11 protein-coding genes, 1 tRNA gene and 1 pseudogene are annotated in these 15,564 nt (G+C 64.1%); all 13 read right to left on the bottom strand.

Going from position 1 to position 15,564, the window contains the following annotated elements; genetic code table 11:
• Window positions 1-4: 4 nt before the first annotated feature.
• On the bottom strand, window positions 5-1,366 hold the full coding sequence (gene rsmB / locus ACLIJ1_RS07080) for a 16S rRNA (cytosine(967)-C(5))-methyltransferase RsmB (RefSeq protein ID WP_411365728.1): 1,362 nt from the start codon (window positions 1,364-1,366) through the stop codon (window positions 5-7).
• A 9-nt stretch (window positions 1,367-1,375) separates the two neighbouring features.
• On the bottom strand, window positions 1,376-2,443 hold the full coding sequence (locus tag ACLIJ1_RS07075; RefSeq protein ID WP_411364808.1) for a M48 family metalloprotease: 1,068 nt from the start codon (window positions 2,441-2,443) through the stop codon (window positions 1,376-1,378).
• A gap of 15 nt (window positions 2,444-2,458) precedes the next feature.
• Window positions 2,459-3,052: a LemA family protein gene (locus ACLIJ1_RS07070; RefSeq protein WP_411364807.1), complete on the bottom strand. Its 594-nt coding sequence runs from the start codon at window positions 3,050-3,052 to the stop codon at window positions 2,459-2,461.
• A gap of 169 nt (window positions 3,053-3,221) precedes the next feature.
• Window positions 3,222-7,436 carry a DNA-directed RNA polymerase subunit beta' gene (rpoC, locus tag ACLIJ1_RS07065; protein WP_411364806.1) on the bottom strand — a complete coding sequence of 1,405 codons (4,215 nt, stop codon included), beginning with the start codon at window positions 7,434-7,436 and terminating at the stop codon, window positions 3,222-3,224.
• 26 nt (window positions 7,437-7,462) lie between these two features.
• Complete coding sequence (gene rpoB, locus ACLIJ1_RS07060; RefSeq protein WP_411364805.1) at window positions 7,463-11,587, bottom strand: DNA-directed RNA polymerase subunit beta; 4,125 nt, start codon at window positions 11,585-11,587, stop codon at window positions 7,463-7,465.
• Between the two features lie 274 nt (window positions 11,588-11,861).
• Window positions 11,862-12,236, bottom strand: a complete 375-nt coding sequence (rplL, locus tag ACLIJ1_RS07055; RefSeq protein ID WP_411364804.1) for a 50S ribosomal protein L7/L12 — start codon at window positions 12,234-12,236, stop codon at window positions 11,862-11,864.
• Window positions 12,237-12,277: 41 nt separating this feature from the next.
• A complete protein-coding gene (gene rplJ / locus ACLIJ1_RS07050; protein ID WP_411364803.1) occupies window positions 12,278-12,808 on the bottom strand; it encodes a 50S ribosomal protein L10 in 531 nt (176 codons plus the stop codon).
• A gap of 248 nt (window positions 12,809-13,056) precedes the next feature.
• Window positions 13,057-13,752: a 50S ribosomal protein L1 gene (rplA, locus tag ACLIJ1_RS07045; protein ID WP_411364802.1), complete on the bottom strand. Its 696-nt coding sequence runs from the start codon at window positions 13,750-13,752 to the stop codon at window positions 13,057-13,059.
• 1 nt (window position 13,753) lies between these two features.
• Window positions 13,754-14,185, bottom strand: coding sequence for a 50S ribosomal protein L11 (gene rplK / locus ACLIJ1_RS07040; protein ID WP_066160539.1), 432 nt, complete (start codon window positions 14,183-14,185; stop codon window positions 13,754-13,756).
• Between the two features lie 114 nt (window positions 14,186-14,299).
• Window positions 14,300-14,869 carry a transcription termination/antitermination protein NusG gene (nusG, locus tag ACLIJ1_RS07035; RefSeq protein WP_411364801.1) on the bottom strand — a complete coding sequence of 190 codons (570 nt, stop codon included), beginning with the start codon at window positions 14,867-14,869 and terminating at the stop codon, window positions 14,300-14,302.
• Complete coding sequence (gene secE, locus ACLIJ1_RS07030; RefSeq protein WP_411364800.1) at window positions 14,869-15,252, bottom strand: preprotein translocase subunit SecE; 384 nt, start codon at window positions 15,250-15,252, stop codon at window positions 14,869-14,871. Before secE ends, nusG begins: the two co-directional genes overlap by 1 nt.
• 146 nt (window positions 15,253-15,398) lie before the next feature.
• Window positions 15,399-15,474: transfer RNA gene (locus tag ACLIJ1_RS07025), tRNA-Trp, on the bottom strand.
• A gap of 26 nt (window positions 15,475-15,500) precedes the next feature.
• Window positions 15,501-15,564 (bottom strand): annotated as a pseudogene (locus ACLIJ1_RS07020) (elongation factor Tu); the annotation flags it as partial.

Raw genomic sequence — 15,564 nt, 5'->3', positions numbered from 1 at the left:
GCCCTCAGGCCTGCGTCTTGTCCAGGCGCGCGTAGTAGAAGCCGTCGTATCCACCCGAGGCATTGTCGTTGAACTCCCCGCCGGCCACGGCAATACCCGGCAGCAAATGCCCCACAACGGGGACATGCCGGGCATCGGTGTGGCGCCCAAGGAACGCGGCGACCTGGTCCTGTCCTTCGGCCTTGAATACCGAGCAGGTGCAATACAGCAGCCGGCCACCGGGTTTGAGCAGCGGCCAGAGCGTGTCGAGCAGGCGGCGCTGGACGGCGGCGAGCTGCTCGACGTCGCTGGCGCGGCGCAACCAGCGCACGTCGGGATGGCGCCGGACAATGCCCGAGGCAGTGCAGGGAGCGTCCAGCAGGATGGCGTCGAACAGCCTGCCGTCCCACCAGGCCGGCGGCTCGCCGGCATCGGCCGCCTTGACCTCGGCGCGCAGGCCCAGGCGCTGCAGGTTGTCGTGGATGCGGTCGCAACGGCGCGGATCCACGTCCAGTGCCAGCAAGTCGAGATCGGCCCGCTCCAGCAGGTGGGCGGTCTTGCCACCGGGTGCGGCGCAGGCGTCGAGCACGCGGTCGGTCGGCGCCCAGTCGCGTCCATCCAGCAGCAATCCGGCCGCCAGTTGCGCGGCCCCGTCCTGCACCGAACAGAACCCCTGGGCAAATCCGGGCAGCCGCTCCACCGGCTGGGCCGCGGCCAGTGCCACGCCATCGCTGCCCGAGGGGGTCGCGGCGATGCCTGCGGCGGCCAGCTGCTGAAGGTAGTCCTCGCGCGCGACCTGGCGGCGGTTGACGCGCAGGAACATCGGTCCCGGCCGGTTGTTGGCGGCCAGGATGGCCTCCCACTGCGCGGGATGGTCACGCTGCAGGCGCTCGACCCACCAGCGCGGGTGGTTCCACTGTGCCGACGGCTCGCGCTGGGCCTGCGCCAGCAAAGCCACCGACTCCCGCAGGTACCGGCGCAGGCAGGCATTGAGGAACCCCGACTGCATCCGCGTGTCGCGGTCGCGCTTGGCGGCCTCGATCGCCTGGTCGACCAGGGTATGCGCCGGGTAATCGCTGCCCTGGCCGTCGCCGATCAGCAGCGCCAGCGCCGTGTGCAACAGGGCCTGCACCGGCGGCGCCGGCGGGCGTCGGGCCAGGGATTGCGCCACCACGCGGGCGGTCCCCAGATGCCGGAGCACCTGGAACGACAGAGCCTGCACGCCGGGACGCAGACCCGCCGCCACTTGCGGCAGGACCTCGGACAGGGAACGGCCCTGTTCCACGGCCAGCACGCAGCGCGCGACGTGGTGCAGTTGTTCTGACAGGGGCGGCGCCAGGCGGACTGGCGCGGAAGAAGATGAAGAAGAGTGGTTCAAAGTGTTCAGGCGCCGGGTTCAGCCCAGGGTCCATCCGGGGGCGACCACACCCGCGGGTGCGGGTGGTGTGGTGTCGCCTCGGGGCGCATCGGGTTCGCCGATGCGCTCCAGCGGGAGCGGCTCCATGCGCCGGCCGTAGATCCGGCGCACGCGCTCTTCCAGGGACGGGTGGGAATCGAACCAGTGTGCCATGCCGCCCTGCTCGGTGCCCACCAGCAACAGGTGCTGGACCACCGAGCCGACGCGGCGCGACTCGACACCCTCGTTCCACTGGGTCATCACCTTGCGCAGGACGCCGCCCAGCCCGTCGCGGCTGCGTGTCCATTGCACCGCGCGCGCGTCGGCCAGGAACTCGCGCTGGCGGGAAACCGCCGCCTGCAACGCGTGCCCGGCCACCCAACCCAGCCAGCCGGCCGCCATCAGGGCCAGCCCCAGCACCGCCAGCACCGGGCTGCGGTCTTCCCGCACATCGGACGGCACCAGGTCCTGCCCCATGCGAAACAGCATTTCCAGCCCGAACACCATGCCCACCAGCCGCATGTTCAACCGCGTGTCGCCTTCCCGGATGTGGCTGAACTCGTGCGCGACCAGGCCCTGCAACTCCTCGCGGGAAAGAAACTCCAGCGCACCGCTGGTGACCGCCACCACCGCATCATCCTCGTCCCAGCCGGCGGCGAAGGCATTGATGCCCAGGTCGCGCGCCATCACCATCGCTGCCGGCCGCTTCATGCCAGCGGCGATCGCCATCTCGTCGACGATGTGCGCGAAGCGCCGCTCCTCGAAGTGGGTGCCCGGCTGCGCCAGACGTGCACCCATCTGTTCGGCCAGCGCCTGCCCGCCCTTGGACAGGCGTGAGGTTTCGACCCACCAGCCGCCGAGCACGAACAGCAGCGTGACCGCTGTGTTGACCTCGAAGAAATAGCGCGGGTAGCCCGCGCCGGGCACCCAGAAGCTCCAGCACACGCCGACCGCCAGCGCCAGCGCTGCGTTGACCGCGATCACCAGCAGCAGCACCGTGAGACCGAACGCCAGCAGCAGCCGCAGCGTGCGGCCGCGTGCCTCCCGCTGCGACTCAAAGATCAGCACGGCGGCTCAGGCGCGTCAGAACGCGACCTTGACCGGTTGCCGCTCGGCTTCGCTGGTGGTGGAGGCGAGCATGGGCTGGGGCTGGAAATTGAACAGGCGCGCCACGATCAGCGCCGGAAACTGCGCGGCTGCATCGTTGAACTCCAGCACATGGTCGTTGTAGGCCTGTCTTGCGAAACCGATGCGGTTCTCGGTGCTGGCGAGCTCTTCGCTGAGTTCGCGCATGGTCTGGTCCGCCTTGAGGTCGGGGTAGGCCTCGGCCACGGCGAACAGGCGACCGAGCGCGCCACCGAGCACCTGCTCGGCGCCACCGAGCGCACCGATGGCGCCGGCACTCAGCGGACTGGCCGCCGCCGACTGCTCGGCGCTGTGCGCCTGGTTGCGCGCGGCGATCACGGCTTCGAGTGTCTGGGCTTCGTGCGCCAGGTACTTGCGGGCGACCTCGACCAGGTTGGGAATCAGGTCGTAGCGCCGCTTGAGCTGCACATCGATCTGTCCGAAGGCGTTGGCGATTGCGTTCTTGAGCCGCGTCAGGCGGTTGAAGGCGCCAATGGCCCAGAACAACATCAACAGGAGAACGACCAGCAGGATCCACGAAACAGGTGACATCTTCCAACCTCCATCGAACGACAGGCACCGGACACCGCCGGCAGGCGCTGGGCAATATAGCCCAAGGCTCCGGCGCACCCAACAGCACAGTTCACGCGTACAAAGAAAAACGCCCCCGGTCTGACGACCGGGGGCGCTGGCAGGCCGGACGGAGGTCCGGTCCGAAGGCTTACTCAGCCGATTCGCTGGTGCCGGCGGCTTCCGCCTGGTCAGCAGCCAGCGACAGCGCGTCGGCCTCGGCGATGGCACGGCGCTCTTCGTCGTCCATCTTTTCCTTGACCTTGCGGGCTTCGTGATAGGCCATGCCGGTGCCTGCGGGGATCAGGCGACCGACGATGACGTTTTCCTTCAGACCGCGCAGTTCGTCGCGCTTGCCCATGATGGCGGCCTCGGTCAGAACGCGGGTCGTTTCCTGGAAGGAAGCGGCCGAGATGAACGAGTCGGTCGACAGCGAGGCCTTGGTGATGCCCAGCAGCACGTTGCTGTAGGTCGCCGGGATCTTGCCGTCGGCGCGCAGGGCGTCGTTGGTGTTGAGGATCTCCGAACGCTCGACCTGCTCGCCGGCGATGTAGCTCGAATCGCCCACGCTGTCGACAACCACGCGACGCAGCATCTGGCGAACGATCACCTCGATGTGCTTGTCGTTGATCTTCACACCCTGGAGTCGGTACACGTCCTGCACTTCGTCCACGATGTAGCGCGACAGTTCCTCGATGCCCAGCAGGCGCAGGATGTCCTGCGGATCGGCCGGACCGTCGACCACGCTCTCGCCCTTGTTGACCACCTGGCCTTCGTGCACCAGGATGTTCTTTTCCTTGGGGATGAGCTCGTCCCAGACCTTGCCTTCCGGATCGGTGATCTGCAGGCGGACCTTGCCCTTGGTCTCCTTGCCGAACGACACGGTACCGGTCATCTCGGCCAGCATGCCCTTGTCCTTCGGGCTGCGGGCTTCGAACAGCTCGGCCACCCGCGGCAGACCGCCGGTGATGTCGCGCGTCTTCTGGCCTTCGACCGGGATGCGGGCGAGCACGTGGCCGGGGCCGACGTCCTGGCCGTCGCGCACTTCCAGCAGCGCGCCGATCTGGAAGCCCACCGTCACCGAGTGGTCGGTGCCGGGGATCTTCACTTCCTGGCCCTGGGCATCGAGCAGCTTGACCAGCGGACGCACCACCTTGGCAGAGCCGCGGTGCTTCGGATCGATCACCACCAGAGAGGACAGACCGGTCACGTCGTTGACCTGCTTGGCCACCGTCAGACCTTCTTCCACGTTCTCGAACTTCACCTGACCGGCGAATTCCGTGATGATGGGTCGGGTCAGCGGATCCCAGTTGGCGAGGATCGCACCAGCCTTGATCGACTGGTCTGCCTTGACCGCCAGGATCGCGCCGTACGGCACCTTGTGGCGCTCGCGCTCACGGCCGTGTTCGTCGTGGATGATGATTTCGCCGGAACGGGCAATCACCACCAGCTCGCCCTTGCTGTTGGTCACATAGCGCATCGTGGCGTTGAAGCCGATCACGCCCGCCGACTTGGCTTCCACGCTGGAGGCCACCGCCGCACGCGACGCCGCACCACCGATGTGGAAGGTACGCATGGTCAGCTGCGTGCCGGGTTCACCGATGGACTGGGCAGCGATCACACCGACGGCTTCGCCGATGTTCACCAGGCCACCGCGGCCTAGGTCACGGCCGTAGCACTTGGCGCAGATGCCGAACCGGGTTTCGCAGGTCAGCGCGGTGCGGACCTTGACTTCGTCCACGCCAGCCGCTTCCAGCTCGTCGAGCATGTCTTCGTCCAGCAGCACACCAGCAGCGATCAGCGGATTGCGCGTCTCGGGGTGGATCACTTCTTCGGCCGTGGTGCGGCCCAGGATACGGTCGCGCAGCGACTCGATCACTTCACCACCTTCGACGATGGCGCGCATCAGCGTGCCATTGGTCGTGCCGCAATCGTCCTGGTTCACCACCAGATCCTGCGTCACGTCCACCAGGCGGCGGGTCAGGTAACCGGAGTTCGCGGTCTTCAGCGCCGTGTCGGCCAGACCCTTTCGGGCGCCGTGGGTGGAGATGAAGTACTGCAACACGTTCAGACCTTCGCGGAAGTTCGCCGTGATGGGGGTCTCGATGATGGAGCCGTCGGGCTTGGCCATCAGGCCGCGCATGCCGGCCAGCTGGCGGATCTGGGCCGCGCTACCGCGGGCACCCGAGTCGGCCATCATGTAGATCGAGTTGAACGACTCCTGGTCCACTTCCTTGCCGTGGCGGTCGATGGTCTTCTGCTTGGCCAGCTGGGCCATCATGACCTTGGAGATCTCGTCACCGGCCTTGCCCCAGATGTCCACCACCTTGTTGTAGCGCTCGCCGGCGGTCACCAGACCGGAGGCGTACTGCTGGGCGATTTCCTTCACCTCGGCTTCGGAGCGTTCGATGATGCCGGCCTTTTCCTTGGGCACCAGCATGTCGTCCACGGCGATCGAGATGCCGGCGCGGGTGGCCAGGCGGAAACCGTTCTGCAGCAGCTTGTCGGCGAAGACCACGGTCTCCTTCAGACCGCACTTGCGGAACGACACGTTGATGAGCTTGGAGATTTCCTTCTTCTTCAGCGCCTTGTTCAGCACTTCGAAAGGCAGGCCTTTGGGCAGGATCTCGGACAGCAGCGCGCGGCCGACCGTCGTGTCGACCAGGGTCACGTAGGGCGTGAACTCGCCGGTTTCCTTGTTCTTGTTCCACTGCGTCAGGCGGACGCTGATCTTGGCGGTGATCTCGACCACGCCGCTGTCCAGCGCGCGCTGCAGCTCGGCGAGGTCGGCAAAGATCATGCCTTCGCCCTTGCCGTTGATGCGCTCGCGGGTGGCGTAGTACAGACCCAGCACCACGTCCTGCGAAGGCACGATGGAGGGTTCGCCGTTGGCCGGGAACAGCACGTTGTTGGAGGCCAGCATCAGCGTGCGGGCTTCCAGCTGGGCTTCCACCGACAGCGGCACGTGCACAGCCATCTGGTCACCGTCGAAGTCGGCGTTGAAGGCCGCGCAGACGAGCGGGTGCAGCTGGATCGCCTTGCCTTCGATCAGGATCGGCTCAAAGGCCTGAATGCCCAGACGGTGCAGCGTGGGCGCACGGTTCAGCAGAACCGGGTGCTCCTTGATGACCTCTTCCAGGATATCCCAGACCACCGGCGTGCCGGATTCGACTTCCTTCTTCGCCGCCTTGATGGTGGTGGCGATGCCCATGGCCTCCAGGCGCGAGAAGATGAACGGCTTGAACAGCTCCAGGGCCATCAGCTTGGGCAGGCCGCACTGGTGCAGCTTGAGCGTCGGGCCGACCACGATGACCGAACGGCCCGAGTAGTCGACGCGCTTGCCCAGCAAGTTCTGGCGGAAACGGCCGCTCTTGCCCTTGATCATGTCGGCCAGCGACTTCAGGGCGCGCTTGTTGGCGCCCGTCATGGCCTTGCCACGGCGGCCGTTGTCCAGCAGCGAGTCCACGGCTTCCTGCAGCATCCGCTTTTCGTTGCGGGCGATGATTTCAGGGGCCTTGAGTTCGAGCAGGCGACGCAGACGGCTGTTGCGGTTGATGACGCGGCGGTACAGGTCGTTCAGGTCGGAGGTCGCGAAGCGGCCGCCGTCCAGCGGCACCAGCGGACGCAGGTCAGGCGGCAGCACGGGCAGCACGTCCAGCACCATCCACTCGGGCTTGATGCCCGACTTCTTGAAGGCTTCCAGCACCTTCAGGCGCTTGGCGTTCTTCTTGATCTTCAGCTCGGAGCCGGTCAGGTCGTTGCGCAGCTTCTCGATCTCGATGTCGAGGTCGATCGACTCCAGCAGTTCCTTGATGCCCTCGGCGCCCATCTTGGCGATGAACTCGTCGCCATATTCCTTGCGCTTGGCGTCGTAGTCTTCCTCGGACATGATCGCGAACTTCTTCAGCGGGGTCATGCCGGGATCGACGATCACGTAGGCTTCGAAATACAGCACGCGTTCGATGTCGCGCAGCGTCATGTCGAGCACCAGGCCCAGACGCGACGGCAGCGACTTCAGGAACCAGATGTGGGCGCAGGGCGCAGCCAGGTCGATGTGACCCATGCGCTCGCGGCGCACCTTGGTCTGCGTGACTTCAACGCCGCACTTCTCGCAGATCACGCCACGGTGCTTGAGGCGCTTGTACTTGCCGCACAGGCATTCGTAGTCCTTGATGGGACCAAAAATCTTGGCGCAGAACAGGCCGTCGCGTTCGGGCTTGAACGTGCGGTAGTTGATGGTTTCCGGCTTCTTGACTTCACCGAAGGACCAGGAGCGGATTTTTTCCGGCGAGGCCAGGCCGATGCGGATCGCATCGAAATGTTCGTCGGGCGTGAACTGCTTGAACAGGTCGAGCAAGGATTTCATGAAATGCTTTCCTTTTCTTCAGTGAATCAGGAGCGGTCCAGCTCGATATCGATACCGAGTGAACGGATTTCCTTGACCAGCACGTTGAATGATTCCGGCATACCGGCCTCGATCGCGTGCTCGCCCTTGACGATGGACTCGTACACCTTGGTGCGGCCCTGCACGTCGTCGGACTTGACGGTGAGCATTTCCTGCAGGATGTAGGAAGCGCCATACGCCTCCAGCGCCCACACTTCCATCTCACCGAAACGCTGACCACCGAACTGCGCCTTACCACCCAGCGGCTGCTGCGTGACCAGGGAGTACGGGCCAGTGGAACGGGCGTGCATCTTGTCGTCGACCAGGTGGTGCAGCTTCAGGTAGTGCATATAGCCCACCGTGGTCACACGCTCGAAGGCGTCGCCGGTGCGGCCGTCATACAGCTGGGCCTGGGTGCGCGTCGGCGTCAGGCCCTTGGCCTTGGCGATGTCGTCCGGATAGGCCAGCTTGAGCATGTCCATGATTTCCTGTTCGGACGCACCGTCGAACACGGGCGACGCAAACGGCACGCCGCTGGTCAGCTCCTGCGCCATCACGCGCAGCTCGTTGTCCGACAGGTTGGACAGCTCTTCCTTGCGGCCGGTGCCGTTGTAGATCTGTTCCAGGAAACCGCGGATCTCGGTCGTGGCAGCTTCACGCTGCAGCATGTCACCGATGCGCTGGCCCAGGCCCTTGCCGGCCCAGCCCAAGTGGACTTCGAGCACCTGACCGATGTTCATGCGCGAAGGCACGCCCAGCGGGTTCAGCACGATGTCGACCGGCGTACCGTCGGCCAGGTGGGGCATGTCTTCGACCGGGGTGATCTTGGAGACCACACCCTTGTTGCCGTGACGGCCGGCCATCTTGTCACCAGGCTGCAGGCGGCGCTTGACGGCCAGGTAGACCTTGACCATCTTGAGCACGCCCGCGGGCAGCTCGTCGCCCTGCGTGAGCTTCTTGCGCTTCTCTTCGAAGGCGAGGTCGAAGCTGTGGCGGGTCTGCTCCATGGAGTTCTTGATCGACTCCAGCTGGGCAGCCACATCATCTTCCGCCGGGCGGATGTCGAACCAGTGGTACTTCTCGACGTCGTCCAGATAGGCCTTGTCGATCTTGGTGCCCTTGGACAGCTTCTTCGGACCGCCGTTGGCGATCTTGCCGGTCAGCAGCTTCTCGATACGGTCAAAGGCGTCGGCCTCGACGATGCGCAGCTGGTCGTTCAGGTCCAGGCGGAAGCGCTTGAGCTCGTCGTCGATGATCTGCTGGGCGCGCTTGTCGCGCGTGATGCCTTCGCGGGTGAAGACCTGCACGTCGATCACGGTACCTTGCGAGCCCTGGTCCACACGCAGCGAGGTGTCCTTCACGTCGGAAGCCTTCTCGCCGAAGATGGCGCGCAGCAGCTTCTCTTCCGGCGTCAGCGTGGTCTCACCCTTGGGCGTGACCTTGCCGACCAGCACGTCGCCGGGCAGCACTTCGGCGCCCACGTAGATGATGCCGGAGTCGTCCAGGCGGTTGAGTTGCTGCTCGGCCAGGTTCGGGATGTCGCGGGTGATTTCTTCCGCGCCCAGCTTGGTGTCGCGTGCCATGACCACCAGTTCCTCGATGTGGATCGAGGTGTAGCGGTCTTCGGCGACCACGCGTTCGGAGATCAGGATCGAGTCTTCGAAGTTGTAGCCGTTCCAGGGCATGAAGGCGATCAGCATGTTCTGGCCGATCGAGATTTCACCCAGGTCGGTCGAGGCGCCGTCGGCCACCACGTCACCCTTGCCCAGCTTGTCACCCTTCTTGACGATCGGACGCTGGTGGATGTTGGTGTTCTGGTTGGAACGCTGGTACTTGATCAGGTTGTAGATGTCGACGCCGACTTCACCGGCGACGGCTTCGTCGTCGTTCACGCGGATCACGATGCGGGTCGCATCCACGTAGTCGACCACACCACCGCGGCGGGCGGTGACCACGGTGCCGGAGTCGATCGCGGCCACGCGCTCGATGCCGGTGCCGACCATCGGCTTCTCGGGGCGCAGCACGGGCACGGCCTGGCGCGACATGTTGGCGCCCATCAGTGCGCGGTTGGCGTCGTCGTGCTCCAGGAAGGGCACCAGCGAAGCAGCCACCGAAACGATCTGCGCGGGCGACACGTCCATGTACTGGATGGTGTCGGCCGGGGTCAGGATGGATTCACCCTTCTCACGGGCAGAAATCAGGTCACCGGTCAGCTTGCCTTCCTTGTCCAGCGCCGCGTTGGCCTGGGCAATGACGTACTTGCCTTCTTCGATGGCCGACAGGTAGTCGATCTGGTTCGTGACCTTGCCATCGACCACGCGACGGTACGGGGTTTCGATGAAACCGTACTCGTTCAGGCGGGCGTACAGGGCCAGCGAGTTGATCAGACCGATGTTCGGGCCTTCCGGCGTTTCAATCGGGCAGACGCGGCCGTAATGTGTCACGTGCACGTCGCGCACTTCGAAGCCGGCGCGTTCGCGGGTCAGACCGCCCGGGCCAAGGGCCGACACGCGGCGCTTGTGGGTGATCTCGGCCAGCGGGTTGGTCTGGTCCATGAACTGCGACAGCTGGGACGCGCCGAAGAACTCCTTGAGCGCCGCGGAAATCGGCTTGGAGTTGATCAGGTCGTGCGGCATCAGCGGCTCTTGCTCGGCCTGACCCAGACGTTCCTTGACGGCCTTCTCGATACGCGCCAGACCGGTGCGGTACTGGTTTTCGGCCAGTTCGCCGACGCAACGCACGCGGCGGTTGCCCAGGTGGTCGATGTCGTCGACTTCACCGCGGCCGTTGCGCAGGTCGACCAGAATCTTGACCACGGCCAGGATGTCGTCGTTGGACAGCACCATCGGGCCGGTGGATTCGTCGCGGCCCACGCGGGCATTGAACTTCATGCGGCCCACGCGCGACAGGTCGTACGTGTCCGGGTTGTAGAACAGGCGGTGGAACAGCGCCTGCACAGCGTCTTCGGTCGGCGGCTCGCCAGGGCGCATCATGCGATAGATGGCCACGCGGGCGGCGAACTCGTCGACGGTTTCGTCGGCGCGCAGGGTCTGGCTGATGTAAGCGCCCTGATCGAGTTCGTTGGTATAGATGCAGGGAAGTTCCTGCACGCCGGCCAGGCGCAGCTTCTTGAGCAGCGCCTCGGTCAGTTCGTCGTTGGCCTTGGCGATGATTTCACCGGTGTCGGCGTCCACCACGTTCTTGGCGACCACGCGGCCGATCAGGAAGTCTTCGGGCACGCTGATGTGCGTGGTACCGGACTGTTCCAGTTCACGGGTGTGGCGCGCGGTGATGCGCTTGTCCTTGGCGACAACGACTTTGCCCGACTTGTCGGTGATGTCGAAGCGGGCCACTTCGCCGCGCAGGCGCTCGGACACGAAGGCCAGCTGGGCACCACTGTCCATCAGGCGGAAGTGGTCATTGACGAAGAAGTTCGCCAGGATGGTTTCCGGCGTCAGGCCGATGGCCTTGAGCAGGATGGTGACCGGCATCTTGCGGCGGCGGTCGACGCGGAAGAACAGCACGTCCTTCGGATCGAATTCGAAGTCGAGCCAGGAACCGCGGTAGGGAATGATCCGCGCCGAGAACAGCAGCTTGCCCGAGCTGTGGGTCTTGCCCTTGTCGTGTTCGAAGAAGACACCGGGCGAGCGGTGCAGCTGCGACACGATCACGCGCTCCGTGCCGTTGATGATGAAGGAACCCTTGTCGGTCATCAGGGGCACTTCGCCCATGTAGACCTCTTGTTCTTTGACTTCCTTGACCACCTTGGACTGCGAGGTCGACGACTCGCGGTCATAGATGATCAGCTGCACGCGCGCGCGCACCGCCGACGCGAAGGTCAGACCACGGGTCTGGCACTCGCGCACGTCGAACGCCGGCTTGGCCAGGTTGTACTCGACGAACTTCATCTCGACAAAACCGTTGTGCGAGACGATCGGGAAGGCGGCTTCGAAGGCGGCCTGCAGGCCCTCGGCGGTGCGCTTCTTGGGCGCGGTATCGGCCTGCAGGAACGCGGTGTACGCGTCCTTCTGCATCTGCAGCAGGTAGGGGATCGCGAGCACATTCTCGCGGCTGCCAAAGCTCTTGCGGATGCGCTTGCGTTCGGTGTATGAGTATTTCGATGCGGATGCCATGAGATCTCCGGGATTGAGGTCTGCGGCGACTGATCGGCCATTCCGGCGCGCAAGGCGGCGGGTGACGTTCTTGGCGGCAGGCCACTACCTGCCGTTGGCGGACGACCCGCGCATTGCACGCGGGCCCGGACCAAGTGGTCTTCTGCAGTCGGGGTCAGAAGACACTCAAAAACACGGTGGATTCACTGCGAAGCCACGGCGCTTTTGGGTGCGCTCTGAAAGCACCAAAGGCTGGAGGCCCTTTCGAGCACTCCAGCCCCTGACCAGAACCGAATTACTTGAGTTCGGCCTTGGCGCCGGCTTCCACCAGCTTCTTGACGGCGGCTTCGGCGTCGGCCTTGGCAATGCCTTCCTTGACGTTCTTCGGAGCGCCGTCGACCAGGTCCTTGGCTTCCTTCAGACCCAGACCGGTGATTTCGCGCACGGCCTTGATGACGGACACCTTGTTGGCGCCGGCTTCGGTCAGGACGACGTTGAATTCGGTCTTCTCTTCGGCGGCAGCAGCGGCACCACCACCAGCAGCGGCCGGAGCGGCCATGGCGGCGGCGGACACGCCGAACTTCTCTTCAATGGCCTTGACCAGGTCATTGAGTTCCATGACGGTCATGCTGTCCAGCGCCGTCAGAAATGCGTCTTTATCGAATGCCATTTTGATTTCCTAACAATTGGTTAAACGAACTGACTGCGCCTTCAGGCGGCAGCAGCTTCAGCTTCTGCTGCCGGAGCGGCAGCGCCTTCGCCTTTTTTGGCCGCCAGGGCACCCAGCACCACGGCGGTGCGGGACATCGGCGACATCAGCAAGCCACACAGCTGGGCCAGCAGCACTTCCTTGGAAGGGATGCTTGCAAGCTGCTTCACGCCATTGACGTCCAGGACTTTGCCACCGTAGACACCTGCGCGAATCACCAGCTTGTCGTTGGTTTTCGCGAACTCGGCCACCACCTTGGCGGCGGCCACAGCGTCTTCGGAGAAGCCATAGATCAGCGGACCGGTCATCTGGTCGCCGGCCACTTCGAACTGGCTGCCAGCCACAGCACGGCGGGCCAGGGTGTTCTTCAGAACACTCAGGCTGACACCATTGCTGCGTGCGTTGACGCGCAGTTTGTCCATGGCAGCGACCGTGATGCCGCGGTATTCCGCCATCACGAGCGTTTGAGCTTTTGCGGCGAGGCTGGTCACTTCGGAAATGACCGCTTCTTTCTCACTGCGATTCAGACTCAAGGTCTACTCCTTCAATGTGCTTCGGGCCGGAGCCCTCCACACGCTTCATTGCAGCGACCAACTGTTCAGGAAAGGGTTCCATCTGCAGCGGGATCGCCATCTGCGCTGGCGTTTCACCATTAAGCCGCTCTTGGCCCGAAGGCCTTTGCGACACCAGCGGTCTTGGATGGCCCCACCTGCTGGCCTTTCGGCCGGCGGGCGGGCCCACCACGCCCGGGCAACCGGAGTTGCCCGGGAATCTCTTGCGATTACGCCGAGATGGACTGGGTGTCCACGCGGACGCCCACACCCATGGTCGACGAAACAGCCACCTTGCGCAGGTACACACCCTTGCTGGTGGCCGGCTTGGCCTTGTTCAGGGCGTCGACCAGAGCAGCCAGGTTGCCCTGCAGCTTGTCGGCGTCGAACGAGCGGCGGCCGATCGTGCCGTGCACGATGCCGGCCTTGTCCACGCGGAACTGCACCTGACCGGCCTTGGCATTGCGCACAGCCTGGGCCACATCGGGCGTCACGGTACCGACCTTCGGGTTGGGCATCAGGCCACGGGGACCCAGCACCTGACCGAGGGTACCGACCACGCGCATCGCATCCGGAGAAGCGATCACCACGTCGAAATCCATCTTGCCGGCCTTGATTTCGGCAGCCAGATCGTCCATGCCGACGATGTCAGCACCAGCGGCCTTGGCTTCTTCGGCCTTGGCACCTTGGGCGAACACGGCCACACGCTTGGTCTTGCCGGTGCCGTTGGGCATCACGACGGCGCCGCGCACCACCTGGTCGGACTTCTTGGCGTCCACGCCCAGCTGGATGGCCACGTCGATGGATTCATCGAACTTGGCATTGGCGCATTCCTTGACGATCGCCAGAGCGTCCGTCAGGGCGTACAGCTTGTTGCTGTCGACCTTGCCTTCGAAGGCTTTTTGTTTCTTGGTCAGCTTGGCCATGTCACACGCCCTCCACGATCACGCCCATCGAACGGGCAGAGCCGGCGATGGTCTTGACGGCTGCGTCGATGTCGGCAGCGGTCATGTCCTTCATTTTGGTCTTGGCGATTTCTTCCAGCTGAGCGCGGGTGATCTTGCCGACCTTCTGCTTGTTGGGCACCGGAGAGCCCTTGTCCAGCTTGATGGCCTTCTTGATGAGGGTCGTCGCCGGGGGGGTCTTGATGATGAACGTGAAGCTCTTGTCCGCGAAGGCGGTGATCACCACCGGCAGCGGCAGACCGGGCTCGACGCCCTGGGTCTGGGCGTTGAACGCCTTGCAGAACTCCATGATGTTCAGACCGCGCTGACCCAGCGCCGGACCGATCGGGGGAGAGGGGTTGGCCTTACCAGCTGGCACTTGCAGCTTGATGAAGCCGACGATTTTTTTCGCCATATTTCAGCTCCTGCGAGTGCAAACGGCTGCGGATTGCGCAGCCTCCTCGCGGTTGAAACCCGGAAAGGACAGAGATCGCAGGCGCCGGGTTGATCCGCCTGAGATCCGAAAGGATCAGGTCTTCTCGACCTGACTGAATTCGAGCTCCACCGGCGTGGCGCGACCAAAGATGGTCACCGACACGCGCAGCTTGTTCTTTTCGTAGTTGACTTCTTCGACCGTGCCGTTGAAATCGGTGAACGGGCCTTCCTTGACGCGGATGTACTCGCCGACCACGAACTCCACCTTGTGGCGGGGCTTGTCGGTGCCTTCCTGCATCTGGTTGACGATCTTCTGAACGTCTTCCTCGGAAATCGGGGCCGGACGGTTCTTGGCGCCGCCAACGAAACCGGTCACCTTGTTGGTGTGCTTGACCAAGTGCCAGGACTCATCGTCCATCACCATTTCCACCAGCACGTAGCCAGGGAAAAACTTGCGCTCGGTGGTGCGCTTCTGGCCGTTCTTGACCTCGACCACTTCTTCGGTCGGTACCAGGATGCGGCCGAACTTGTCCTGCATGCCAGCGCGGTTGATGCGCTCGACGATATTGCGCTCGGCCGCCTTCTCCATGCCCGAATAGGCATGCACCACATACCAGCGCATGCCTTCGGTCGGCGTTCCCAACAGGCTATTCGTTTCGCTCATTACTTTCTCCAGCCCAGGATCAGGTCATAGAACAGCCATTCGACCGTCTTGTCGGTGAGCCACAGAAACAGCGCCATGATGACCACGAAGGCGAACACGTAGGCCGTCATCTGGAGGGCCTCCTTGCGGGAAGGCCAGACCACCTTGCGCGTTTCGCGCCAGGCTTCGCGACCAAAGGCCACCAGCTGACGACCAGGCTCGGACACACCGAACACAGCCACAGCCGCCACCACACCGACGATCAGTGCTGCCCACTGTGCCAGGGCACCCTTGCCGGACAGCAGGTAAAAGCCAACAAAGGCAGCCAGCAGCAGCCCGGCAGCAGCCGCCAGCTTGGCCTTGTCGGCGCCGGTGTTGACGGTTTGAACTTCGGAAGTGGCCATGGATATCAGACGGTTCTTGACTTTCTGAGGTCTCAGGGAACAAAGACCCCAGACACGCAAGCCCACCAGAAGTCTCGGGACTTCGGTGGGCCTGAAAACCACCCGACGAACAGCACCGGAAATCCGGTTTCAAGCGTTCTGTCTGGTGGCAGGGGCAGTAGGAATCGAACCTACAACCTTCGGTTTTGGAGACCGACGCTCTGCCAATTGAGCTATACCCCTACTGGCTGGTGCCCCTCGGAGGGCGATTAGGCAATGATCTTGGCAACCACGCCGGCGCCGACGGTACGGCCGCCTTCGCGGATGGCGAAA

It is taken from the genome of Hydrogenophaga sp. RWCD_12, assembly GCF_046604225.1.
Classification (GTDB): domain Bacteria; phylum Pseudomonadota; class Gammaproteobacteria; order Burkholderiales; family Burkholderiaceae_C; genus Hydrogenophaga.
This window is presented reverse-complemented; position numbering and strand designations above follow the sequence as displayed.